The organism is Rhodococcus sp. PD04, assembly GCF_035918275.1.
Classification (GTDB): Bacteria; Actinomycetota; Actinomycetes; order Mycobacteriales; family Mycobacteriaceae; genus Rhodococcus; species Rhodococcus rhodochrous.
In genome coordinates this window covers 2516464-2540211 of sequence record NZ_CP142143.1, presented here as the reverse complement: position 1 = coordinate 2540211, position 23748 = coordinate 2516464, and the positions used below count along the sequence as shown (strand labels likewise).

At 68.2% G+C, this 23748-nt stretch carries 21 protein-coding genes; 9 read left to right on the top strand and 12 right to left on the bottom strand.

Annotated features, from left to right (window positions below):
• Positions 1-27: 27 nt before the first annotated feature.
• Positions 28-1176, top strand: a complete 1149-nt coding sequence (locus tag U9J23_RS11710) for a beta-mannosidase (RefSeq protein WP_272267324.1) — start codon at positions 28-30, stop codon at positions 1174-1176.
• A 45-nt stretch (positions 1177-1221) separates the two neighbouring features.
• On the opposite strand, the gene U9J23_RS11705 is transcribed toward U9J23_RS11710, so the two are convergent.
• Positions 1222-1653, bottom strand: a complete 432-nt coding sequence (locus U9J23_RS11705) for a winged helix-turn-helix transcriptional regulator (protein WP_229581981.1) — start codon at positions 1651-1653, stop codon at positions 1222-1224.
• 116 nt (positions 1654-1769) lie between these two features.
• Here U9J23_RS11705 and U9J23_RS11700 point away from each other — a divergent pair, with 116 nt between their 5' ends.
• From U9J23_RS11700 to U9J23_RS11690, 3 genes are all read left to right on the top strand, one after another.
• Positions 1770-2780 carry an alcohol dehydrogenase catalytic domain-containing protein gene (locus U9J23_RS11700; protein ID WP_272267323.1) on the top strand — a complete coding sequence of 337 codons (1011 nt, stop codon included), beginning with the start codon at positions 1770-1772 and terminating at the stop codon, positions 2778-2780.
• Positions 2752-3384 (top strand): pyridoxamine 5'-phosphate oxidase family protein, encoded by a 633-nt coding sequence (locus U9J23_RS11695; protein WP_229581979.1) that lies wholly within the window; start codon positions 2752-2754, stop codon positions 3382-3384. The genes U9J23_RS11700 and U9J23_RS11695 overlap by 29 nt, the downstream gene beginning before the upstream one ends.
• Before the next feature lie 139 nt (positions 3385-3523).
• Positions 3524-3820, top strand: a complete 297-nt coding sequence (locus U9J23_RS11690; protein WP_272267320.1) for a type II toxin-antitoxin system Phd/YefM family antitoxin — start codon at positions 3524-3526, stop codon at positions 3818-3820.
• Between the two features lie 145 nt (positions 3821-3965).
• Here the strand turns inward: U9J23_RS11690 and U9J23_RS11685 are convergent, their stop codons facing one another.
• On the bottom strand, positions 3966-5474 hold the full coding sequence (locus tag U9J23_RS11685; RefSeq protein ID WP_272267318.1) for a protein adenylyltransferase SelO: 1509 nt from the start codon (positions 5472-5474) through the stop codon (positions 3966-3968).
• Positions 5475-5491: 17 nt separating this feature from the next.
• Between U9J23_RS11685 and U9J23_RS11680 the strand changes: the two genes are divergently transcribed.
• Entirely contained in the window at positions 5492-7120 is a 1629-nt protein-coding gene (locus U9J23_RS11680; protein ID WP_272267317.1) for a Mur ligase family protein, read from the top strand.
• Positions 7121-7187: 67 nt separating this feature from the next.
• Here U9J23_RS11680 and U9J23_RS11675 read toward each other — a convergent pair whose 3' ends face one another.
• Positions 7188-8777, bottom strand: coding sequence for an alkaline phosphatase D family protein (locus U9J23_RS11675; RefSeq protein WP_272267315.1), 1590 nt, complete (start codon positions 8775-8777; stop codon positions 7188-7190).
• Between the two features lie 154 nt (positions 8778-8931).
• Between U9J23_RS11675 and U9J23_RS11670 the strand changes: the two genes are divergently transcribed.
• The gene (locus U9J23_RS11670; RefSeq protein WP_024100863.1) at positions 8932-9327 is read left to right on the top strand and encodes a VOC family protein; all 396 of its coding nucleotides are present in this window, start codon (positions 8932-8934) and stop codon (positions 9325-9327) included.
• A 234-nt stretch (positions 9328-9561) separates the two neighbouring features.
• Here U9J23_RS11670 and U9J23_RS11665 read toward each other — a convergent pair whose 3' ends face one another.
• From U9J23_RS11665 to U9J23_RS11650, 4 genes are all read right to left on the bottom strand, one after another.
• Entirely contained in the window at positions 9562-9798 is a 237-nt protein-coding gene (locus U9J23_RS11665; RefSeq protein WP_145964793.1) for a hypothetical protein, read from the bottom strand.
• A 299-nt stretch (positions 9799-10097) separates the two neighbouring features.
• Positions 10098-11336, bottom strand: a complete 1239-nt coding sequence (locus U9J23_RS11660) for a vWA domain-containing protein (protein ID WP_272267314.1) — start codon at positions 11334-11336, stop codon at positions 10098-10100.
• A complete protein-coding gene (locus U9J23_RS11655; protein ID WP_272267623.1) occupies positions 11333-12562 on the bottom strand; it encodes an AAA family ATPase in 1230 nt (409 codons plus the stop codon). The genes U9J23_RS11660 and U9J23_RS11655 overlap by 4 nt, the downstream gene beginning before the upstream one ends.
• 81 nt (positions 12563-12643) lie before the next feature.
• Positions 12644-14014 carry a hypothetical protein gene (locus U9J23_RS11650; protein ID WP_442802282.1) on the bottom strand — a complete coding sequence of 457 codons (1371 nt, stop codon included), beginning with the start codon at positions 14012-14014 and terminating at the stop codon, positions 12644-12646.
• Between the two features lie 177 nt (positions 14015-14191).
• Between U9J23_RS11650 and U9J23_RS11645 the strand changes: the two genes are divergently transcribed.
• Entirely contained in the window at positions 14192-17410 is a 3219-nt protein-coding gene (locus tag U9J23_RS11645) for a DEAD/DEAH box helicase (protein ID WP_085468153.1), read from the top strand.
• A gap of 52 nt (positions 17411-17462) precedes the next feature.
• Here U9J23_RS11645 and mshC read toward each other — a convergent pair whose 3' ends face one another.
• From mshC to U9J23_RS11620, 5 genes are all read right to left on the bottom strand, one after another.
• Positions 17463-18704 carry a cysteine--1-D-myo-inosityl 2-amino-2-deoxy-alpha-D-glucopyranoside ligase gene (mshC, locus tag U9J23_RS11640; protein WP_059383558.1) on the bottom strand — a complete coding sequence of 414 codons (1242 nt, stop codon included), beginning with the start codon at positions 18702-18704 and terminating at the stop codon, positions 17463-17465.
• Positions 18705-18779: 75 nt separating this feature from the next.
• Positions 18780-19586, bottom strand: coding sequence for an SCO1664 family protein (locus U9J23_RS11635; protein ID WP_059383559.1), 807 nt, complete (start codon positions 19584-19586; stop codon positions 18780-18782).
• A gap of 4 nt (positions 19587-19590) precedes the next feature.
• Positions 19591-20181, bottom strand: a complete 591-nt coding sequence (locus tag U9J23_RS11630) for a DUF3090 domain-containing protein (RefSeq protein WP_059383560.1) — start codon at positions 20179-20181, stop codon at positions 19591-19593.
• Between the two features lie 45 nt (positions 20182-20226).
• Entirely contained in the window at positions 20227-20955 is a 729-nt protein-coding gene (locus U9J23_RS11625) for a histidine phosphatase family protein (RefSeq protein ID WP_059383561.1), read from the bottom strand.
• A 36-nt stretch (positions 20956-20991) separates the two neighbouring features.
• Positions 20992-21837 carry an undecaprenyl-diphosphate phosphatase gene (locus tag U9J23_RS11620; protein WP_174479658.1) on the bottom strand — a complete coding sequence of 282 codons (846 nt, stop codon included), beginning with the start codon at positions 21835-21837 and terminating at the stop codon, positions 20992-20994.
• Positions 21838-22048: 211 nt separating this feature from the next.
• Between U9J23_RS11620 and U9J23_RS11615 the strand changes: the two genes are divergently transcribed.
• Positions 22049-22987 (top strand): aldo/keto reductase, encoded by a 939-nt coding sequence (locus U9J23_RS11615; RefSeq protein ID WP_059383563.1) that lies wholly within the window; start codon positions 22049-22051, stop codon positions 22985-22987.
• 94 nt (positions 22988-23081) lie between these two features.
• Entirely contained in the window at positions 23082-23747 is a 666-nt protein-coding gene (locus tag U9J23_RS11610; protein ID WP_085468150.1) for a biliverdin-producing heme oxygenase, read from the top strand.
• Position 23748: the final 1 nt, after the last annotated feature.

Genomic DNA, 23748 nt, shown 5'->3' with positions numbered 1-23748 from the left:
CTGTGCCGCGGACCTACGATCCGGAAGATGACGAGGCTTCGGGTATCCAGACTCATCGTCGGCGCCGCGACCGTGGTCGGGCTGCTGCTGGGCACGAGCCCCGCGGCAGCGGCACCGGCGCCCGGCGCGCGGGTGACCGCGTCGCCGGACGGTTTCGCGCTCGACGGTCGGGCCTGGTGGCCCACCGGGTTCAACGCCTACCAGCTCGCCACCGACTGGTCGGTGAACTGGGGATGCGGAGCGATGGTCGACCTCGACGCCTATTTCGGTGCGCTGCCCCCGAATTCGCTCACCCGCTTCAACCTCTTCCAGGCGCTGGCCGTCAACCGGTTCACCGGGCAACTCGACTTCGGACCGATGGACGCGGTCTTCGCGGCGGCCGAAGCGCACGATCAGATGCTGCTGCCGGTCCTGGCACCACAGGACGGCGCGTGCGAGGACGAGGTCTTCAAGGGACGGCAATGGTACGTCGACGGGTGGACCGAATTCACCCCGGGACACGAACGGGTGGTGATGAGCTACCGGGACTGGATGCGTACCGCCGTCGCCCGCTACCGGGATTCCCCCTCCCTCGCGGCGTGGGAGCTCGTCGGCGAGCCGGAGACGAGTTCCTGCACCGACGCCGCGTGCTATTGGTGGACCCGGTCGTGCGAACCCGGCGCCGCGCAGGTGTTGCGTGACTTCTTCGACACGGCCGGTGCCGAACTGCGCGCCGTCGACCCCCGCACCCTGATCACCGCGGGCTACACCGGGGGCGGTCAGTGCGGCACCCAGGGCGACGAGTACCAGTTCGTCAGCGCCTCCTCCTATGTCGATGCCGTGCAGTACCACGACTACGGTGCCGACGGCGTGCCCTTGCCCGGCGATCAGTGGAACGGTCTCGCCCGGCGAGTCGCGCAGGCCACGGCCGTCGGAAAGCCGTTGCTCGTGGCGGAGATCGGTGAGCTCGCCGGATCGTGCGGATCGCTCGTCGACCGCGCCGAGCACATCACCACGAAGATCGAAGGTCAACGCGCCGCCGGCACCGCAGGTGCACTGCTGTGGGCGTTCGTGCCCGACCCGCGGGAAGCCGACTGCACCTACGACATCGGATTCGACGACCCGTTGTGGGATGTGGTCGAGGACCTCGGATCCCTCGTACCCTCCACCCTCCCGAACGCGCAGTTCTCTCCGTAAGAGCAGTCCTCACACATCGACGGTGAAGCCATCGGTGGGTGACGGTCAGGAGGTACGGGCGTCGTACTCCCGACGGTGGTCGAGCACCTCGTCCATGTGCGCTTCGGCCCAGTCCTTGACGCCCCGCAGTAACTCCCTCAGGGAGCGACCGAGATCGGTGAGTTCGTAGGTGACCGTGACCGGCACGGTCGGCGTGACGGTGCGGGTCACCAGCCCGTCGCGCTCGAGGGAACGCAGGGTCTGGGTGAGCATCTTCTGGCTGACCCCGGCGAGCCGGCGGGACAGTTCGGAGTACCGCAACACTCCGGGGGCGGCGTGGCCGGGCGCGCACGCGTCGTCGCCGAGTGCCGCAAGGACCAGCGCGACCCACTTGTCGGAGATCCGATCGAGCAACTGTCTGCTGGGGCAGCCGGCCAGGAAGGCGTCGTACTCCACCTTGGCGCGGGCCCGCTTCTGGGCTGCAGTCGTCGTCGCCATCGTGCTCACCTCGCTCGGTGGTGAGAAACGCACTTCGAAGTGCGTACTTCCCATCAGAGAGTAACCCCTCCAGAGTGGAGTTGTCACCGTTGGATCCGAATCGAGAGGAGTGACCGATGAACACCTCCACCTACCGCGCGGCCGTCGTCCGCATACCCGCCGGACCCGACTCCATCGAGATCGTCGACCTTCCCCTGCGCGAGCCCGGTGCGGGCGAGATCCGCGTCGACCTCGCCGCGGCAGCGGTCGATCCCGTCGACCTCGCCGTCGCCGACGGCATATTCCACCGGATGGGACTGATCCACCAACCCGAGCACACGGGACTGGGCTGGGAGTTCGCCGGAACGATCGATGCCGTCGGCCCCGGCACGAATCTCGGTATCGGCACACGCGTCGCCGGTCTGACCGCTGGGTTCGACCGTGACGTCGGCGCCTACGCCGAACGGCTCATCGTTCCCGCAGCCGACGTCGCAGTGGTGCCGGACGGCCTCGACCCGATCGCGGCCGCATCCGTTCCTCTCAACGGGTTGGCGGCGGCCATGATGGTCGATCTGCTCGGCGACCCGTCCCGCGGCGCCGACCGACTGCTGGTCACCGGTGCCGCCGGGGTCCTCGGCGGATACCTCACCGTGCTCGCCCGTGACCGCGGTTGGCGGGTGACCGGTCTCGCCCGAGCGCGCGACGAGGAGTTCGTGCGAGGACTCGGCGCGGACTTCACCGCCGACGCCGCCCCGGGATGGGATGCGGTCGCCGATGCCGCGGCGCTACAGGAGCGAGGCCTCGCTCTGGTGCGGGACGGCGGAATCTTCGTCGGAGTCCGTCCGAACGCCGGTCATGTGGCCGAACGCGGGATCGCCGTGACCGCAGTGGACGTGCGGCCGGACGGTCCGCGGACCGGCGAGTTGCTCGCGCGCGGCATCGGGCGCGTTGCCCGTGCGGGTGCACGAGATCGTGCCGCTCGAGAAGGCGTCCGAGGCACACCGGGTGATGGCGAAGGGCGGCGTGCGCGGCCGCTTCGTCCTCACCCCGTAAGCCGCAGCGCGCAGAACCACCGGAATCCGGTTGCCCGGCTGCGGCGTCGCTGCTTCGATCGGTGCCATGAGCGACCGCACACGCCTGACCCGTAAACCCGAGCGTGGCAGTGACGATCCCGCAGTGCTGCACCGACTCCTCGACGAGGCCCGCATCGCACACGTGGGTTTCGTGCGCGACGGATCGCCCGTGGTGCTGCCGATGGCCATGGGCCGCGACGGGGACCGGTTGCTGCTCCACGGCTCGACCGGCGCCGGGATGTTCCTCGCCGGCCGGACCGGGATCGAGGTGTCGGTCGCGGTGACCCACCTCGACGGGCTCGTCCTCGCCCGGTCGGCCTTCGACCACAGCATGAACTACCGCAGTGCGGTGCTGTTCGGCGTGGCCACACCGGTCCCACCGGGCGAGAAGGAACACGCGTTGAGGGTGCTGACCGAGCATCTGGTTCCGGGCCGGTGGGACGAGGTCCGCTCGCCGACGCCGAAGGAACTGGCCGCCACCATGGTCCTGGAGGTCCCGCTCACCGAGATGAGCGTGAAGATCCGTGTGGGCGGGCCGGGAGACGATCCCTACGACGGTGAGGACCACTCCGTGTGGGCGGGAGTAGTGCCGCTGCACACCGTCGCCGACGATCCGATCCCGTCACCGACCACCCGCTCCTCGACCCCGCTGCCCCGCTCCGTGCGCGCGCTTCTGTGACATCGAACGGAGTTTCCGTTGTGACATCGAACGGACTTTCCGTCGTGTCCGCCCCCCGAATCCGACATCGGTGATGAAAGGATGCCCGCGTCGGGGGAACAGATCGGAGTCACCGCGAGTGCCATCAACGTCCGTGTCCGTGAAAGCCGCACGCAAGCGGCTCGGTGAGCTGGTCCGGGAGGTCAACGACGACACCGTCGCCGTCGAGATCGTCGGCAAACGCGGCACGGGCGTCCTGATCTCCAAGGACCGCTACGCGGCGCTGCAGGAGGCGACCTTCCTGCTGCGCTCCCCCGAGCTCATGGACAGTCTGCGCCGGGAGATGCAGCGGGCCCTGCTCGAAGCGGCCGCGCCCAACGAACCGCAACCGGCCCCCGCGCGCCGGCGGACGAAGAACAAGAAGAAGAAGCGCAAGAAGCGGCAGCGCTCCCGCTGACCGTCGAACTGCGGGAGCGTCGCCGGCCTGTCGTCCACAACAGTTCGAGCCCGATCGTCCAGGGCTGACCGAGACCGGTGTTGTTCGCGAGATCCGCGTGGGAAATCGCGAACAACACCGGTCTCGATTCGTCAGTATCGGACGATCAGGTTCCGCAGAAGGTCCGGAAGGACTCGGCGAACGAACGCGGTGCGGGCGAGGAGTATTCGGACCACTCGCTCCGCGCTTCGAAGGGATGCGTGACGACGTCGAGCAGCCTCGCGAACGGCTCGAGATCGCCGCCGGTCGCCGCCTTCAACGCGGCATCGACCTGATGGTTGCGCGGGATGTCCAGCGGGTTGACGCGGTCCATCGCCTCCGCCCGCTCCCCCGCTGCGCGGCCGTCCCGTGCCGCTGCGGCGTGCCAGCGTTCGAGCCACGACGCCGAGCGCTCACGCGGCACGAGTCCGTCGAAGGGTGTCGGATTGCCGCGCAGTTCGTCGGCGAGGGCGCGGAAGGTCGCCGTCCAGTCGGCATTGTGCTCTTCCAGCAGCGTCAGCAGATCGTCGACCAGAGTCTGGTCGAGAAAGTCTTCCGGGAGACCGAGTTTGGCGGCCAGACCGGACCGGTAGTGCCGCTCGTAGCGGGTGTCGAAGCTGTCCAGAACGGCGGTGACCGCGGCGATTACCGCATCCGGAGTCGAATCGACGAGTCTGAGCAGGGTTTCGGCGAAGCGCGCCAGATTCCATTTCAGGACGGCGGGCTGGTTGCCGAACGCATAGCGCCCGCTGTGGTCGATGGAACTGAACACCGCCGCCGGATCGAAGGCGTCGACGAAGGCGCACGGACCATAGTCGATGGTCTGCCCCGAGATCGTGGTGTTGTCGGTGTTCATCACCCCGTGGACGAAACCGACGAGCATCCACTGCGCCACCAGCGACGCCTGTGCCTCGACCACGGCGGCGAACAGGCCGAGGTAGCGGTTGTTCTCACCGGTCTCCGGCAGGTCGAGCAGATCCGGATAGTGTCTGGCGATCGCGTGGTCGGCGAGCGCGCGCACGACCTCGCCCTGCCGCGCCGCGAACTCGAAGGTCCCTACCCGCAGGTGGCTGGCTGCGACACGCGCCAGCACCGCGCCGGGTTCGGCGCCCTCGCGGTAGACCGGCCGACCGGTCGCCACCACCGACAACGAACGGGTGGTCGGAATGCCGAGCGCGTGCATGGCCTCGCTCACCAGATACTCGCGCAGCATCGGCCCGACGACCGCGAAGCCGTCCCCACCCCGGGAGAAGGGAGTGGGACCCGAACCCTTGAGATGCAGATCGACGCGGCCACCGTCCGCGTCGACGAGTTCACCGAGCAACAACGCCCGACCGTCGCCAAGCAGCGGAGCGTATCCGCCGAATTGATGTCCGGCATAGGCCATCGCGACCGGCTTGGCACCCGCCGGCACCTCCGCGCCGGCCAGGACGGCGACGCCGTCGGCGCTGCGCAACGCCGCCACGTCCAGTCCCAGCGACACCGCGAGGTCCTCGTTGAGCGCGAGCAGTTCCGGGTCGGGGGCCTCGGCGCCCTGCCACGGCACCGACAATCCGCTCAATTCGTCGGCGAAGGAACTGCCGAGACCGGATATCGTGGTGTTCGTGCCGACGGGGAAATCCGGAATCGCAGTCATCCTTCGAGGGTAACCGTGTGAGACCGACGCATGTCGCGGGCAAGGAGCACGCCGGTGGAGCCCGGTCACCGGCGGCGCATCATTCCGCCCCGGACCGGGTATCCGCCCCCGTGCACACCGACCCGGACGATCCTCGCCGTCCCATCCGGCGGATCCAGGTCCGCGACGTCGCCGAGCACCTCCGCGATGTCCTGCGATCCGGACCAGCGGACCGGCATGACCATGTGATCACCGGCATCAGCGACGATTCCCGGACGGTGCGCCCCGGCGATCTGTACGTAGCGCTACCCGGACACCACGCCCACGGCCTGGACTTCGAAGCCGAAGCCGCCACCCATGGCGCGGTCGCGGTGCTCAGCGACCGGCCGTCGCGCCTGCTGCCCGCCTTCGTGGTCGATCGACCGCGCGACGTGGTCGGCCCGTTGGCGTCGTGGATCCTCGGGCATCCCTCCCACGACCTGCAGGTCCACGGCATCACCGGCACCAACGGCAAGACGAGCGCGACCTATCTCCTCGACACAGCACTCGCGGCCACCGGTGTGGTGACCGGCATGATCGGCGGGGTCGTCGTGCGCGGTCCGGCCGGCACACGACCCGCGACCCGCACCACTCCCGAGGCCTCGGTCGTGCACCGCACGCTTGCCGAGTTCCGTGACCAGGGCGTGCAGGCGGTGACGCTCGAGGTGTCCTCGCACGGCATCAGTCAGGGCCGCGTCGACGGTGTGCGGTTCCGTACCGTCGCCTTCACCAATCTCGGGCCCGACCACCTCGACTTCCACCACACGATGGAGCAGTACTTCGCCGCCAAGGCGGCACTGTTCACCGCCGACCGCACGCAGACGGCAGTGGTGAACATCGACGACGAGTACGGTCGACGTCTGGCTGCCTCCGTCGACGTGCCGCTGTGGACGCATTCGACCCGCGATCCCCGCGCCGACGTGTACGCGGACGCGATCCGGTGCGATCTCCACGGCACCACCTTCACCGTGCACACGCCGGCCGGGAGTGCGCCGGTGCGACTGTCGCTCCTCGGACCCCACCAGGTGGCCAATGCGCTGACGGCGCTCACCTCGGTGGCCGCCGTCGACGGCGACGTCCTGCAGGCCGCAGCAGGTCTGGAGACCCTCGCAGGTGTGCCCGGCCGGCTCGAACGCGTCGACGCCGGCGAAGGCGTTCTCGCGCTCGTGGACTACATGCACAACACGTCCGGGCAACGCGAACTGTTGCCCTTCCTCCGGTCGCTCGCCCCCGAGCGGCGACTGGTCCTCGTGATCAGCGCGACCGGAGAACGCGACCCCGGCAAGCGATTTCCGCTCGGGCACACCGCCGCGACCTACGCCGACGTGGTGGTCGTGACCGACGACAGTCCCCTCTCAGAAGACCCGCGTGTGCTCCGGGATGCGGTCGCCGAAGGTGCCTTCGCGGCGTGCAGTGCCCGCGTCGTCGTCGAGGCCGACCGACGTCGCGCGTTCGACATCGCCGTCGCCCACACCGGTCCCGGAGACGTCGTCGTCGTGGCCGGACGCGGATGCGAGCCGCGCCTGGTCTCCGGGGACACGGTGCAGGTCTTCGACGACCGGGACGAGCTGCGACGCGCATTGCACCGCGCGCAGCGCAGGCCCGTCTCGCGCGTCCCTCGCCCCTGAGTGATCCGCTCGGTGGCTACGGCTGCAATCACATGGTGAAGGACCACGGCCCCGACCGTCCAGGATGTTACGAACGCGGCTGCAGGCCCGGCTGACCGGACACGATGGCGAACGACGCCGCCGTCGACACCGGCGCGTCCGGTTCGGTGACCGAGTCGAGCACCCGGAAGTCGGCGTGCACGGCGTCCGGGGTGATCGTGGTACGCACGTAGCCGCGCCGGTCGTTGTGGAACTTCAGGTGCGGGTTCGCCAGCATGTGGTCGACCTGCGTCGCGCCGGTGCCGTTGCCGTTCGACGTGATCGAGGTGCACACCAGTTCCGAACCCACCACCGGCGCGTCGGGGTCGGCGAAGTCGACCTTGATGTCGTTGGCCCAGTGCCGGTGCACGTCGCCGGTGAGCACGACGGCGTTGCGTACCGGCGAATCCACCCAGCCCTGTGTGATCCGCCGCCGCGAGGCCGCGTACCCGTCCCAGCCGTCCATTCTCACCTCATCGGTGTCGGGGCTCGGGTCCTTGTCCTGTTCGGCGAAGAACACCTGCTGGCCGAGGAAGTCCCACTGTGCGGTGGAGGTGCGGAAACCGTCGAGCAGCCACTGTTCCTGTTCGGTTCCGGTGAGTGTTCGTGCCTCGTCGTGACGTTCGGCGACGTTCTTCTTCCACCCATCGCCGGCGGCCTGGTCGTCGCGGTACTGACGGGTGTCGAGCATGTGGAAGTTCGCGAGAGTCCCCCACCGGATCCGCCGGAAGATCTTCATGTCGTGCCCCGCCGGTGCCGACGAGGGTCGCAGCGGCATGTTCTCGTAGTAGGCCTGGAAGGCGGCGGCGCGGCGGGCGAGGAAGTTCTCGGTGGTGTCGTTGCCCTGAGTGGCGTCGGTGTTCTCCGGAATCGTTCCGGCCCAGTTGTTGTCGACCTCGTGGTCGTCCCACACCACCAGCCACGGTGCGATCGCGTGCGCGGCCTGCAGATCGGTATCGGCTTTGTACTGGGCGTGACGTTGCCGGTAGTTCGCCAGGGTGACCGTCTCGGGTCCGTCGAGCGAGCGGACGAGACCGGTGTCGCTGGTGTAACCGCCGCTGGTGTACTCGTATTGGCAATCCCCCAGGTGCAGAACGAGATCCGGGTTGTCCTCCGCCATGTGCCGGTAGGCGGTGAACCAGCCGTGTTCGTACTGCGCACAGCTCGCGAACGCCATCGTGAGAGCCGCCGCGGTCTCGGTGGGCGACGGTGTCGTCAGTGCCCGCCCCACCGCACTCATGTGGTCGCCGGTACGGAACCGGTAGAAGTACTCGCGACCGGGACGCAGCCCGAACAGTTCGACGTGCACGGAGTGGGCGCTGTCGGGGACGGCGTGTTCGGTGCCGCGTGCGACGACGCGGGTCATCTTCTCGTCCTCCGCGACCTCCCATTGCACCGGAACATTCCGGTTGGGCATGCCGCCGAGTCCGTCCTCGGCGAGCGGGTCGAGGGCAAGGCGGGTCCAGATCACGAATCCATCGGGCGCCGGGTCACCCGAGGCGACACCCAGCAGGAAGGGGTCGCCCTTCACTCCCGGTGCGCTGGCGCGCCCGTATCCGGTGACACCGACGGAGGTGGCTGCGGTGACGATGCTGATTCCGAGTCCGGCCGACAGGAACGATCTGCGTGACAAAGGCATGGTCACGGAAGGTAGTGGCCGAATCCCCTTCGCACGGAATGCGTTACCGAACGCAGGGAGAACACTCGGAAACATTTGGGGATACGCCGACAGGGGTCGGCAGCACCGCGTCGAGGTCTACGATGAGGAGGGGCCTCGAACGGAGGAGACTGTCATGGTTTTTCCCGCACTCACCCATGTCGCCGTCACCGTCTCGGATCTGGCTGCGAGCACCGCCTGGTACTCGAACCTCTTCGACGCCACACCCGTCCTCGACGAGGACGACGAATCCGGCACCTTCCACCACGCGGTCTTCGCACTCGACGGCGGCACCCTGTTCGGCCTGCACACCCACCCCGGTTCGCCGGCGCAGACGTCCTTCGACGAACGGAACACCGGGCTCGACCACATCGCGTTCGGTTGCACCGCCGACGAGCTCGGGAAGTGGCGCGACCGGCTCGACAGTCTGGGTATCCGACACGGGGACATCAAGAACGCCTCGTACGGTTCCGGGCTGTCGTTCCGCGATCCCGACAACATCGCGCTCGAATTCTTCGCGCCGCCGAGCTGATCCACCCTGCACGCCTGGTGGCGAGTCAGCGCGAGCGCGTGCCGTGCAACATCATCTCCACGGACGGTAGATCGACGTTGCCCACCGAATGGCGTCCTTCAGTTGCCGCTCGCTCATCTCGAACACTTCGTCGATCTCCGGCTCCACTGGCTCGCACGGGCAGTAACCGTTGGCGGGTCCGACGTAAGTGGAGATGACTGCCCCGAGCACCAGAAGCATTCGAAGCTGGAGAAGTCAGACGGATTCGGCAAGCAAAGCCTCGTAACCGGCACGGACCAGCGACTTCTTCAAGCGTGGACTCGGACGATTCGACGCGAGCCAGCGCTTGATCGCCTTCTCTTGATCCGACTTCGAGGATCGACTCAGACCGAGGTTGTTGATCAACCGGCCGACTGCCTGCGGCTCCGGACGCTGAGTCTCAGGCGGATGAAAGCCTCTATCGTCCCACAGGCGACCACTGAAGTTGGACATCAGATCACCTCTGCTTCCAGAACCGGCAGGACAACACCAAAGTAGTCGGAATGACTGATCCGGCCCACGCGAAGGGAGCGACCTGGGCCGGGCAGTAGCTCGCATCGGTACCGGAGGATCCGCTGAATCCGCTCGTAGAATCGATCTGATCGCTGACACTGCTTCAACGCAGCGCGCTGCGCCCGGGTAAATTCCGCGGCCCAACCATCCGACAACCACGCGGCCTCGATGGCCTTCCCGCCCAAGAGCACCGGCGAGCGCCCCACGTCTCCTTCCTCATGGCTTCGTTCCGGTGCCCTTCAGATCGCAGGTGTGCCGATCTCCACCACATGCGCCCATTCCGGCGGACTGTCCGGAACGAAGTCGGGGTTCGATTCGCTGCGGGTCGCAATGCGGGGGAACAGGCCGACGATCGTCCGGCACCCCGGACGGCTGCTGGGCCAGGGGGTTTCCCCGTCGGTGAGCACCACCACTACATCCGGCCGGAGCCGAAGACGCAGCATCCGGGCGAATCCGGCGCGCAGATCCGTGCCACCGCCTCCGACCAGCGGAATGTCCTCGGCCTGACACAGCGGGTGCACGATCCGCGCGGCCGCGTCACAGGACAGCACCGTGACCAGGTCACGACGCCCTCCCACGGCCCGCGCGATAGCGGCGATCTCGAGCAGAGCACTGCCCAGATCCGCGTCGCTCACCGAGCCGGAGGTGTCGACGATGACACCGACCCGCGGCGGGGTTCGCCGCAGGCTCGGCAGCACCGCTCCGGGCACGGCAGCAGAGCGCCGCGCCGGCCGGCGGTAGGTGTAGTCGTCACCGGCGCCGGACGCGGAGGTGGCCGAGCGGATCGCCGCCCCCAACAGAGTTCGCCACGGCTGCGGCGGGTGCAGAGCCTCCTCCGCCCACCGCTGCCACCCGCGGGGTGCACTGCCCGGCTGCCCGATGATGCTGTGCGCCACCCGGAAGCGCACAGCGTCCCGTTGCTCGTCGCTGAGCGCGTTCGCCCCCTCCGGGCCCCACTCCCACTCACGGCTCAGGCCGTCGGCACCGCTGCCGCAGTCGAGCCAGGCCAGCCTGTCGGTGCACGGACCGAGGCCGAACTGCTGCAGATAGTCCTCCATGAGCTGACCGGCAGGCAACTGCAGGGTCGACGGCAGAACGGCGTCGTCGGGTAGGGGCAATCCGTCACCGAACGCATCGTCGTTGATCTCCGCGTCGGCGGCGATGTTCATGCGTAGTCGATCGGCGCGACCACCCAGGTCGTGCGCGCGGGCGTAGCGGTCGCTGCGGCCGTGGTGGTCGCGCAGCACGTGCGAGACCAGGTGAACAAGGACCGACGCCAGTTCCTCGACCGGCCGCTGAGCGACGAAGACGGGTGAGATGTAGCAGCGCCAGTGCCGGTCCACACCGATCGTCGGTACGCGAGGCGATGCGACGATGTGCAGCGCGTGCAAGGCGGTCGCGAGATACGGCCGGGCGCGCACGGCATACAACCGTGCGGCATAGATCCTGTTCGCGTCGAATGCCGGTGACGACGTCATCGGCCGACCTGCGCGGCAGCGTCGTCCGCTGATCGCGCAACCGAGACGACACCGGCAAGCTCGTCGATCGATGCCGGCACCTCCCAGCCGTCGCGGCGCAACGTGGCCAGTGTGGTCGCCGGCACAACAACGAGATCGGGCGGCCCGGATTCCACCGCAGTGGCCAGCAGTGCCCACGCCGCGTCCCAGCGGGATTTGTCCGGCCGTCGGCGGACCGCGGCAACCACCGCGTCGAGCACGGCCTGGCGCAGATCGCCGCGCTCGGGAAGATCGGCAGCCGCCGGATCGGCGAGCAGCGCCTCCGGATCCGGAAGGTCCATACGCTCGATGGCGGCCAGCAGCTCGAAACCGGGTCCGTCACCGACACTCCCCCGAACCAGGAGGGACAGCACATCCTTCGACGACGAGGTGGCGGTGGCGAACGCGATCAGCCGCACGGTCATGTCCCAGCTCCGCGGCGACGGCCAGGCACTGCCACGACGGGTCTGACTGCTGGGGAGTTGATGTACGAGGGCGGGCCGGGCGGCGAGGAGTTCACAGACCGCGCGGCGGGCGAACGTCACGGCGTCGGAGAGCTTCTCCGGATCGAGGCGCGGCAGCGTCGCGCGTGGCCAGGTTCCGCCGAGACCTCGGACGACCACGTCGTGGTCGTAGGTCCAGCTCAGATGCACGAATCGGTTCGCCAACGGTGGACTCAGCTCCCAGCCGTCCGCTGCCGAGGACGGTGGGTTGGCGGCGGCGACGATGCGGATACCGGGCGGGAGTTGCAGTGCCCCGATTCGTCTTTCGAGGACGAGGCGGAGCAGGGCCGCCTGCACGGCGGGTGGTGCCGTCGACAATTCGTCCAGGAACAACAGTCCCCGCCCGGCCTGCACGAGCCGGACCGCCCAGTCCGGGGGTGCCATGGGGACTCCGTGAGTTGCGGGATCGTCGCCGAGAACGGGCAGACCCGAGAAGTCCGACGGCTCGTGCACACTCGCGATGACAGTGGTCAGCGGCAGGTCGACGGTCTCGGCGAGCTGGGTCAGGGCGGCGGTCTTGCCGATTCCCGGTTCACCCCACAGCAGTACCGGTAGATCCGCGGCGACCGCCACGGCGAGGGCTTCGAGTTGGTCGTTGGGGCGAGGCTCGGTGGTGACCGCGTCGAGCATCGCCGACAACGCTGCAGCACTGTCGAGTTCGTTGTTCGGGGACCGGGCAGGAAGGAGTGTGGAAGACATGTGCATCACCTGTGATGTCGGAAGGGACAGCAGGACACGACCCGTAGGACGCCCTGCGGAACAGTGCGCTTCGAGAAGGAAGGAGATTCAGTGTGATCGGGTGCGGCGCGACCGTCCGAGTCTGCGGGGTCGCGATGCGGGCGGTGGTTCCACCGGCTCGGAGACGTACCGGTCGTAGATGTTGCGGCGGTCCGCGGAGGTCCGGAGTTCGTCCAGCAGAGGTCCGTCACGGAGGATCGCGTCGGGACCGAGCAGCCCTTCGACGATTGCCAGCGCCCCGGCGGCATCTCCGTGATCCAGGCGTTCACGAACGCCCGGCAGGCAGTCGGGACGGCGATGCGCCTGGTCGATGGCGTGAAGACACGGCAATGGAGTGCCGCCCAGTCGGGCGAGCAGTTCTTCGCGCCGGATCTCGGCGGGATCATGGTCGAGCGCGGTCAGGACGCCGTCGACCAGCCCGAGCCGGTGCCGTTCACCACGGCAATCGATCAGGTGAGTTCGATTCCCCCGCTTCGGTATCCGGGGTGCTTGCGGCGGTGGCCGACCCGGATCCAGCGCTGCCGCGACCAGCGGGTGCAGACCGTCGGCGGTGATTGCTCCCGACCGGAGCAACGTCAGGTCGGGCGGCACCCAGATCGCAGCCTCGGGCAGCACCGGCAGCGCAGCGAGCCGGCCGCGCGGGTAGTCGTCCACAACACGCAATGCCACGGGATCCGTACCGCCGACCGGTTCCACCACTACGTCGAGTCGACCCCCGCATCGCACCCGCACGGGACCGTCACGGTGCCCGTCCGTGCGGAGCAGGATGCCGGATTCTGCAGCCCAGCGGTCGACGGCGCAGTTCTCCGGGATCATCGCGGCCAGACTGGGGGCGAACGCGGTGGTGGCCGGCACCTGCCCTGTGCCACCGCGTAATCGCAGTTCAGCGGACCTGCGGACATCCCACAGGTGCCGGTGGAGGTCGAGGCGGAACCGTCTGTTGGGGCGTGGATGGGGATGGTTCGTCAAATCCGAGCCGTCCCACAACGTCAGCGCGATCCGCTGCCCCGCATCCGCCCAGGCCGGAGCGGTCCGAACGATCAGATGCATGGAACTGTTCGCACCGCAGCGTTTTCTGTGCTCATGCGGCCCGTACCGGGCCAGCGAGATGGTCAGCCCCGGACGCAGTAGTCCGTCGGGAGCTACGCGCGGTAGGTGCCAGCGCAGCAGGTCGGGAGCCAGGTGACGTAGATTGTCGAGGACCTGCGACGCAACGTCGACGCCGTGCCTGTTGCGCAGTACGCGTAGGTCGAGGTCGACGTCGAAACCCGCTGCGGCACAGGAACCGCGCCAGTCACCGGCACGACGTCGGTCGGTCGCGGCCTCGATCATGGTCGGCGGCACGGCGAACTCGCGCACGCGCAGCCAGAAGGACAGTCGGGGATCGGTCCCGTTCGCGGTCGGAGGGTGCATCAGCACTCACCGTGTGCGAACTGGGCCCCCAATCTTTGATCAGAGAAAGTTGTCATCGGCGCAATCGTAGCGTGTCGTGGCACGTGCGGCCAGTACGCGCGGCCGGTTGCCGCCTCGGGCGTGCTTCCGGTTGCGCTGGGGGTCGCATTCGCGCACGAGGTGCTGGACATAGACTGCTCACCCATGTCCGGGAATCCCGCCTTCGACCACCTCATCCGGTCCTTGATCGCCGCGGTCGGCGGGCCCACATTCGACCGCGGCAGCCGTTACGCCGAGCGGGGCGCGGTCGTCGATTGCGGATTCGACGAGGACGATCTCGTCGGTTTCGGAAGAATCGCCGGCACACGGATGTATCAGGCCGTCGTTCAACTGCACCCCGGGCCACGGGGACTCGAGTACGAGCACGGCGAATGCTCGTGCCCGGTCGGCTACGACTGCAAGCACACCGTGGCGCTTCTTCTCACATTGCTCGCCCCGCAGGAGGATACGACCCCGAAGACGCCCTCGTGGGAGGCACCGTTCGAAGCGATGTTCGAGGACCACGAGACCGGTAACGGCGTGCCCCTTGCCCTGCAACTGGCGTTGACACAGCGAACGCACGCTCCGGCGCCGATGCTCACCGCGCGGGTGCTGCGGCCCGGCCGCACGGGATGGGTGTCCGGCAACATCTCGTGGCAGAACCTGGCCTACACCTACGACGTGAACAAGCAGCATCAGCAGTTGCTGCTCGAATTCGCAGCGCTGGTACAGGCATCGACACGCAGTTACTACGGTTCCGCCTCGAGCACCGTCGACCTGTCCGCAGTGTCGCCGCGACTGTGGTCGCTGCTCGACGATGCCCACCGTCTCGGGATCGAGCTGCGCTACGCGAAGAAGAAGCACGGTGCGGTGCCGCCGCCGGGCACCGCAGATGTGCATGTCGACGTCGCCGATTCGGGTGACGGCCTGACCGTCACCCCAGCCCTGCACATCGGCGACGATTCGACCGGGACCGCCGTCGCGTTCATCGGCACCCCCGCCCACGGCGTCGTCTACCTCCCTTCAGGGGATCACGACGGCGGCGCGCCGGCAGATCTACCGTTCCGTCTCGCGCAGCTCCGCAACCCCGTTGCCGCCGGCATGCAACAACTACTGCAGAGCAGCGGTGCGCTCACCGTGCCGGCAGATCAGGTGCCGCGGTTCGCGACCACCTACTACCCGCGCCTGCACCGAGCAGCGACCGTCACCTCCACCGACGGATCGTTCACAGCACCGACCGTCAGCGGGCCGACGCTGCTCCTACACGTCGCCTTCCGTCCCGAACATCGCGCCGATCTGCACTGGCAGTTCGGCTACACCGTCGGCGACGGCGAGTACACGGTCGAGTTGTACGAACGTCTCGGCGACACCGTCCGCGACCGCGACGCCGAGGACGCGCTGCTCACCGAGATCCGGCCGGTGGTCGCCCCGTTCGGCCTGGACAACTCCGTCGACCGGCGGCTGTTCCCCCGCGTCGCCATCACCGACCTCGACACCGCACGACTGGTGTCCGAACTGCTGCCCCTGCTGACCGGCCGTGACGACGTGCAGGTGCGCGTCGACGGCACCCCCGCCGACTACCGCGACGTCGGCGACAGCCTGCGCATCGGACTGTCCACCGAGGCCACCGCCGACTCCGACTGGTTCGACCTGAACATCACCATCGAACTCGACGGGGCCACCCTCCCTTTCCGGGAGGTGTTCACCGCACTCAGCGAGGGCGCGGCAACTCTGATGCTGCCCGACGGGGCCTACCTGCCCCTGGACAAACCCGAACTGCAACAACTGCGCCGACTCGTCGACGAAGCCCGCGCACTGCACGAAAACAACGATCCGGATCGATTGCAGCTGAGCCGATTCCAAGCCGGGATCTGGGAGGAACTGGCGGCGCTCGGTGTCGTCGACAAGCAGGCCGCAGCCTGGAAGAAACAGGTACAAGGCCTTCTCGACATGAAGGCGACAGCGAAGACCCGGGTGCCGAAGGCGGTACAGGCGACGCTGCGGCCGTACCAGCTCGACGGATTCCGGTGGTTGACGTTCCTGTGGACGCACGGACTCGGCGGAATCCTCGCCGACGACATGGGCCTCGGCAAGACCCTGCAGTCGCTTGCACTGATCTGCCACGCTCGCGCGAAGCGACCCGCGGATGCTCCGGTACTCATCGTCGCGCCGACATCGGTGGTTCCGAACTGGGCCACCGAAGCCCGGCGATTCGCACCGGACCTGAACGTCGTGGCGATCACCGAGACATCCGCCAAACGCGGTGTGTCGCTGGGTGATCTGCTCGACGGGATCGACGTCGTCGTCACGTCGTACACGCTGCTGCGCCTGGATATCGACGAGTATCTCGAACGGGCTTGGTCGATGCTGCTGCTCGACGAGGCACAGTTCGTCAAGAACCACCGGGCGAAGGCATATCAGTGCGTGCGGCAGATCGAGGCACCGCTGAAGGTCGCGATCACCGGAACTCCGATGGAAAACAACCTGATGGAGTTGTGGTCGCTGCTATCGATCACCGCACCCGGCCTGTTCCCCCATCCGACGAAGTTCCAGGACTACTACCGCAAACCCATCGAAAGCGGCAGCCACCCCGAACTGCTGGTGCAGCTGCGGCAGCGCATCAAACCGCTGATGTTGCGTCGCACCAAGGAACAGGTCGCCACCGACCTGCCGGAGAAACAGGAGCAGGTACTCGAGGTGGAACTCACACCGAAACACCGTGCCGTCTACGACCGGCAGTTGCAGCGCGAGAGGCAGAAAATTCTCGGGCTCGTCGACGACCTCGACAACAACCGCTTCACGATCCTGCGGTCGCTGACCCTGCTGCGGCAGATGAGCCTCGATCCGGCCCTCGTCGACGACGCGCATAACAAGGTCGGCTCCGCAAAGATCGATGCGCTGCTCGAACAGCTCGACGACGTGATCGTCGGCGGGCACCGAGCATTGGTGTTCAGCCAGTTCACCGGGTTCCTCGACCGCGTCCGGGCACGGCTCGACGCCGCCGGAATCGACTACCTGTATCTGGACGGCAAGACCCGCAAACGCGGAAAAGTACTCGAGGAATTCAAGTCCGGAGCGGCACCGGTGTTTCTCATCAGCCTCAAGGCCGGCGGATTCGGCCTGAATCTGGTGGAAGCGGACTACTGTTTCCTGCTCGACCCATGGTGGAATCCCGCGACGGAGGCGCAGGCCGTCGACCGTACCCACCGCATCGGGCAGACCCGCAACGTCATGGTGTACCGGCTGATCGCCCGCGACACCATCGAAGCGAAGGTGCGGGCGCTGCAATTACGCAAGGCGGAGCTGTTCTCGTCGGTCGTCGACGACGGAGAAATGTTCTCGTCGGCATTGACCGCCGACGACATCCGCGCCCTGCTGGCGTAGCTACGGTGCGTGGTCCTGGTAATGCCTGCTACCAACACCACGCACCGACGCGTCAGCGCAGGTTCACACCGAGCAGCGCGTCGACGGCGTCGGCGAACAGGCCCGGTGCGGCAGCGTCGTCGCCGCCACGCTCGACGGCGAAGGTCGCCCACCCGTCGAGGGCGTCGAGGGCCTTCGGGGTGTCGAGGTCGTCGGCGAGGTGCTGGCGCAGGCGCGCGATCGTGTCCTCGGCGGAGGCTGCCGACGGCAGCGCGGCCGCCTGACGCCACAGCGCGAGTCGCGCCTGCGCAGCCTCGAGCACCTCGTTCGTCCACGGCCGGTCGACGCGGTAGTGACCGGACAGCAGACCCAGACGGATGGCAGCGGAGTCGATGCCCTCACCGCGCATCTTGGAGACGAACACCAGGTTGCCGCGCGACTTCGACATCTTCTCGCCGTCGAGGCCGATCATGCCGGTGTGCACGTAGTGCCGGGCGAAACGCCGGTCGCCGGTGACGGCTTCGGCGTGCGCGGCGGAATACTCGTGGTGCGGGAAGATCAGGTCGCTGCCGCCGCCCTGCACGTCGAAGCCGGAGCCGATGCGGTTGAGGGCGATGGCCGCGCACTCGATGTGCCAGCCGGGGCGTCCGGCACCGAACGGCGACGGCCAGGCCGGTTCGCCGGGACGCTCCGCGCGCCACAGCAGGGCGTCGAGCGGGTCGCGCTTGCCGGGGCGCTCCGGGTCGCCGCCGCGCTCGGCGAAGAACCGCATCATCGTGTCGTGGTCGTAGCCGGACTCGTAACCGAACTGCTCGGTGGCGTCGGTCCGGAAGTAGACATCCGGGTACTCGGCGTCGTCGACGATGTAGGCGGCACCGGAGGCGACGAGCTTCTCGACGAGTTCGACGACCTCGTTCACCGATTCGACGGCACCGATGTAGTCGCGCGGCGGCAGCACGCGCAGCGCCTCCATGTCCTCGCGGAACAGGGCCGTCTCGCGCATACCGAGGACGACCCAGTCCTCACCGTCGCGCTCGGCGCGTTCGAACAGCGGGTCGTCGACGTCGGTGACGTTCTGCACGTAGTGGACGTCGTGGCCGGCGTCGCGCCAGATGCGGTTGACCAGATCGAAGGTCAGGTAGGTGGCGGCGTGGCCGAGGTGCGTGGCGTCGTAGGGGGTGATGCCGCACACGTACATCGTCGCGGTGTCGCCCGGGGTGACCGGACGCACCGCTCGGTCCGCGGTGTCGAACAACCGCAACGGAGGCCCCTGACCGGGGACGGACGGGATCGCGACGTCGGACCAAGATTGCATGACTACGAGCCTAATGGAGTCGCGGGAGTGCTCCGCGCGGGCACCCGGGCGTGCGGCAGGCGAACGGCTGGGACGTCAGAAGGCGGGCCAGGGAATGCGCCGGTCGCCGCGCGGATGCGGCATCACGGGATGCTCGAGCAAGCGGATGATCCTTTGCTGCAGGGCACGCACCTCGGTGGCGGTGATGTGCTCGCACAGCTCCTCGGCGAAGCCGCCGTCGAACCGGCGCAGCAGCTTGTCGAGGTCGGCGAGGAGGATCGGCTCGACCGGGTCGCCGCTCCACCCCCACAGCACGGTGCGCAACTTGTCGTCCTGGTGCAAGCAGATGCCGTGATCGACGCCGTAGACGTGCCCGTCGAGACCTTCGAGGACGTGCCCGCCCTTGCGGTCGGCGTTGTTGAGGACGACGTCGAGCACCGCCATGCGCTGCAGGCGCGGATCGTCGGCGTGCACGAGCACCACCTCGGCGCCGTCCAGATCGCGGGCACGCAGGATCGGCAGCCACCCGTGCGCGACCGCGCCGGCCGGGCACAGGTCCACCAGGTCGAGCCGTTCCGTTCCGCCCTGCGCGGTGTCGACGGTGTCGATCCAGCGCTGCACCATGCCGGGGCCGTACGGGCCGTCGCGCAGCACGGTGAGCGGGATGACGTCCCAGCCGAGTGCCTCGGAGATCAGGTACGAGGCGACCTCGCGTCCGGCGAGGGTGCCGTCAGGGAAGTCCCACAGCGGCCGCTCCCCGCGGACGGGTTTGTAGACGCACCGCACCTCGGTGTCGTCGAGCTGCGCGTCGCACACGAGGGTCGCGTTGCTCGCGTGCGCGATCTGCCCGACGACGTCGAGATCGCCGTCGGTCAGCACGCTCCGCACGTCCGGCGCCGTCACGCGGTCAGCTTTCTTCCTCGCCGAACCACGCGGCCGGATCGAATCCGGGCGTACGCAGGTAACCGTTGGTGCGGACGCAGATGTGTCCGTCGGCGCCGATCGGTTCGCCGCACAGCGGGCAGGGCGCGCGCCCGGCCGAGACGACGAGTTCGGAGCGGGCCGCGAATTCGCGGGCCTGCACCGGGGTGAGGAACACCCGCACCGCGTCGGGGCCTTCCTCGGTGTCGTCGAGTACCACCGATTCGTCGAGTTCGGTGTCGGTGACCGCGAGCAGCTCCACCACCACCGATCCTGCGTCGGCGTCCCAGCCCAGACCCATGGTGCCGACCCGGAACTCGGCCTCGATCGGTGTCACCAACGGGCTGACGTCGACCTGGGGGTCGTCTGGGATCACGGTGCCGAAGCGGCGCTGTACCTCTTCGAGCAACAGCCCCATCCGGTCGGCCAGGATCTGCACCTGCTGCTTCTCCAGAAGCACGCTCACTACACGGGACTCGTGCACGGCCTGCAGGTAGAACACCCGGTCGCCCGGTTCACCGACAGTGCCGGCGATGAACCGATCAGGTGTTCGAAACACGTGTATCGCGCGGGCCATCACACCTCCTCGAGTCCCCACACTCTGCCATGACGGACACTGTCATTATCCGCGTGCCGTCTCCTGTCGGTGCCCCTGCGGTGGGTCGCCGGGTTCCTCGACCGCGCCGGGCACTTCGCCGCCGGGCACGGACTTGGGTTCGGACGGCCCAGCAAGCCCGGACAGGTCCGAACCGGTGTCGTTCACGCGCAGCACGAACGGCCGCGTGTCGGTGTAGCGGACGATGCTGATCGACGCCGGTTCGGCGACGATCCGTTGGAAGCTGTCGAGGTGCGTCGCGAACGCGTCGGCGAGGATCGACTTGATCACATCGCCGTGACTGCACGCGATCCACACGACGTCCTTGCCGTGCGCGTCGCGCAGGCGCCGGTCGTGTTCGCGGATCGCGGCGACCGCGCGGGACTGCACCTGTGCGAGCCCTTCACCGTCCGGGAAGACCGCTGCGGAGGCGTGTTGCTGCACGACCGCCCACAGCGGTTCCTTGACCAGTTCCTTCAGTTCACGGCCGGTCCACTGCCCGTAGTCGACCTCGGCGAGCCGCTCGTCGACGACCGGTTCGAGTCCGCGATCGGTCGCCAGCGGCTGCACCGTCTGCCGGCACCGCAGCAGCGGCGACCGCACGATCTCGGTGATCTCGAGCCCGGCGAACCGGGTGACGAGATTCTTCGCCTGGACGTGGCCTACCTCGTCGAGTTCGACACCGGGGGAACGACCGGCCAACACGTGCGAGGTGTTCGCCGTCGACCGCCCGTGCCGCAGCAGGATGACCGTCATGCGCCCAGCCTAGAGGTACCGCCTGCCGGCAGCCGGTCAGGTGGCGGAGACCACGCCGGTTGCGAGCAGTCCGAGCACGATCACGCCGAGGATCACGCGGTAGCCGACGAACCAGTACATCGAGTGGTTGACGACGAAGCGCAGCAGCCAGGCGATCGCGGCGTAGCCGACCGCGAAGGCGATCACGGTCGCGACGAGCAGCTGCGCCCCGGACGCGTTCAGCCCTTCACCGGCCGGTTCGAAGGCGTCGGGCAGGCTGAACAGACCGGAGGCGACGACGGCGGGAATGGCGAGCAGGAACGAGTACCGGGCGGCGGCCTCGCGGGTGAGTCCGAGGAACAGACCGGCCGAGATGGTGCCGCCGGAGCGGGACACGCCGGGGATCAGGGCCAGCGCCTGCGCCGAACCCATGATCAGGCCGTCCTTGAGGGTGAGCTGACTCACGTCGCGCCGCTGTTTGCCGAAGTACTCGGCGGCCGCGATGACGATCGAGAACAGGATGAGCATGGTGGCGACGAGCCACAGGTTGCGGGCGACGGTGCGGATGTCGTCCTTGAACAGCACGCCGAGGATGCCGATCGGGATGGTGCCGAGAATGACGTACCAGCCCATCTTGTAATCGTGATCGGCGCGGTGCTCCTTGTGGAACAGGCCGCGGAACCAGGCCCGCAGGATCCGCCAGATGTCGCCGGCGAAGAACACCAGCACGGCGGCCTCGGTGCCCAGCTGGGTGACCGCGGTGAACGACGCGCCCGCGTCCTCTCCGAAGAAGATCTCCGAGACGATCCGCAGGTGGCCGGACGACGAGATCGGCAGGAATTCGGTGAGCCCCTGCACGATGCCGAGCACGATCGTCTGCAGCCAGGTCATCGATTCGCCGATCATGCGGCGACTCCCGGCACGGAGCCTGCGGTGGGGACGGGTCGACGGTCGCGGATGCAGGGAGCAGTTCTCACTCGCCGAAGGGTACGTGGAAGCCGTCCGGTCGGCGCGCCGGACGCTGTCGCGCGCCTGTCGCGCATTAGGGTGCAGTACCGGGGTCGTGGCCGAGCGCGGCGACGTCCCGTCGTGTCGGGAGGAAACGCGGACGGTTATGGAATACAGGACAGTCGGTGCGAGCGGCCTGCGGGTTTCACGGCTCGGCCTGGGCACCTTGACGTGGGGTCGCGGAACGGACGGCGACGAGGCCGCAGCGCAGTTGTCGGCCTTCGTGGATGTGGGCGGCACGCTCGTCGACACCTCCCCCGCTTACGGGGACGGGGTCGCGCAACGGATCCTCGCCGAACTGCTCGACGACGTGGTGCCCCGCGACCAACTGGTGCTGTCGGGCAGTTCCGGCATCGACACCACCACACTCGGTTCCGGCCGGGTGGACTGCTCCCGCTCGGGTCTGCTCAACCAACTCGACGCGACGCTGCGTGAACTCGGCACCGATCACCTCGACGTGTGGCAGGTGGCGACGTGGGATCCGCACACCCCCGTCGACGAGGTGATGGACGCTCTCGAGTTCGCCGTCACCAGCGGGCGCGTGCGATACGTCGGGGTGCGCGGCTATCTCGGCTGGCAGCTCGCCACCGCCGCCGCGGCGGCCCGGCGCCCCGCGCCGCTGATCAGCACGCAGGTCGAGTACTCCCTGCTCGCCCGCGGGGTCGAGGAGGAGTTGATCCCCGCAGCCGCCCACCACGGAGTGGGTGTGTTCGCGGCGGTTCCTCTCGCCGGCGGTGTCCTCACCGGTAAGTACCGGTCGGGGGTGCCGGCGGATTCGCGGGGCGCCGACGACGTGCACACCGAGGAGGTGCGCCGCTATCTCACCGAATCCGCGGTGCGCGTGGTCGATGCGGTCGCCACGGCCGCCGACGGTCTGGGCACCTCGCCGCTTGCCGTGGCACTGGCGTGGGTGCGCGACCGTCCGCACGTCGCCTCGACGCTCGTGGGTGCCCGGGATCTGGCGCAGCTCACCGGAGTGCTCGTCGCGGAGGAATTGGCATTGCCGCCGGCGATCGCCGCGGCGCTCGACGACGTGAGCGCGTGATCCCGACCACACCGACTGCCCCCTGCCCTTTTCACGAAGGTTAGGCTAGCCTCCCGAGTACGTTCGGTACAGGCAATGTGAGGGAGGTCGGTCGATGGCCGCGACCGAAGTCGTCGGATTCGCCGAGCGCATCCGGCTCGAGACCCAGCAGGCCCACAGCGACACCGAGAACTCGGTGTTCGTCTCGGAACTGCTCGGGGGCAAGTTGTCGACCGAAGCTCACGCCGCGCTCATCGCGCAGACCTGGTTCGTCTACGACAGCCTCGAGCGGATCGGTCGTGGCTACACCGACGATCCGATCGCCGGTCCCTTCCTCAGCGACGAGTTGCTCCGCACCGCCGCGCTCGAAGCCGACCTCGACTTCCTCGTCGGCTCCGACTGGCGCGACCGCATCGCGGCGCTGCCCGCGACCGTCGCCTACGTCGACCGGCTCGAGCAGGTCGCGGCGGTGTCCCCGGAAGCCTTCCTCGCACATCACTATCTGCGCTATCTCGGCGACCTGTCCGGCGGCCAGATCATCCGCCGCATGCTCGAACGCGCCTACGGCTACGAGCGCGACGGGTTGCGCTTCTACATCTTCGACGGGATCCCGAAGACCAAGCCGTTCAAGGACGCCTACCGCGCGAAGCTCGACGCCGCACCGCTCGACGGCGACCAGCAACAGACCGTCATCGACGAGGCGAACCTCGTGTACGGGCTCAACGGTGCCCTGTTCGCCGACCTCGCGCGCGATATCGACCGGTATCGGGTGCGTGCCTGAC

Bases quoted from the DNA above. Each gene is read 5' to 3' on its own strand.
- U9J23_RS11695 (WP_229581979.1), top strand. From the start codon at position 2,752: ATGAGCGACCGCACACGCCTGACCCGTAAACCCGAGCGTGGCAGTGAC.
- U9J23_RS11615 (WP_059383563.1), top strand. From the start codon at position 22,049: ATGGAATACAGGACAGTCGGTGCGAGCGGCCTGCGGGTTTCACGGCTC.
- U9J23_RS11685 (WP_272267318.1), bottom strand. From the start codon at position 5,474: ATGACTGCGATTCCGGATTTCCCCGTCGGCACGAACACCACGATATCC.
- U9J23_RS11630 (WP_059383560.1), bottom strand. From the start codon at position 20,181: ATGGCCCGCGCGATACACGTGTTTCGAACACCTGATCGGTTCATCGCC.
- U9J23_RS11675 (WP_272267315.1), bottom strand. From the start codon at position 8,777: ATGCCTTTGTCACGCAGATCGTTCCTGTCGGCCGGACTCGGAATCAGC.
- U9J23_RS11610 (WP_085468150.1), top strand. From the start codon at position 23,082: ATGGCCGCGACCGAAGTCGTCGGATTCGCCGAGCGCATCCGGCTCGAG.
- U9J23_RS11710 (WP_272267324.1), top strand. From the start codon at position 28: ATGACGAGGCTTCGGGTATCCAGACTCATCGTCGGCGCCGCGACCGTG.
- U9J23_RS11665 (WP_145964793.1), bottom strand. From the start codon at position 9,798: ATGTCCAACTTCAGTGGTCGCCTGTGGGACGATAGAGGCTTTCATCCG.
- U9J23_RS11645 (WP_085468153.1), top strand. From the start codon at position 14,192: ATGTCCGGGAATCCCGCCTTCGACCACCTCATCCGGTCCTTGATCGCC.
- U9J23_RS11625 (WP_059383561.1), bottom strand. From the start codon at position 20,955: ATGACGGTCATCCTGCTGCGGCACGGGCGGTCGACGGCGAACACCTCG.
- mshC (WP_059383558.1), bottom strand. From the start codon at position 18,704: ATGCAATCTTGGTCCGACGTCGCGATCCCGTCCGTCCCCGGTCAGGGG.
- U9J23_RS11705 (WP_229581981.1), bottom strand. From the start codon at position 1,653: ATGGCGACGACGACTGCAGCCCAGAAGCGGGCCCGCGCCAAGGTGGAG.
- U9J23_RS11670 (WP_024100863.1), top strand. From the start codon at position 8,932: ATGGTTTTTCCCGCACTCACCCATGTCGCCGTCACCGTCTCGGATCTG.
- U9J23_RS11700 (WP_272267323.1), top strand. From the start codon at position 1,770: ATGAACACCTCCACCTACCGCGCGGCCGTCGTCCGCATACCCGCCGGA.
- U9J23_RS11660 (WP_272267314.1), bottom strand. From the start codon at position 11,336: ATGACGTCGTCACCGGCATTCGACGCGAACAGGATCTATGCCGCACGG.
- U9J23_RS11655 (WP_272267623.1), bottom strand. From the start codon at position 12,562: ATGCACATGTCTTCCACACTCCTTCCTGCCCGGTCCCCGAACAACGAA.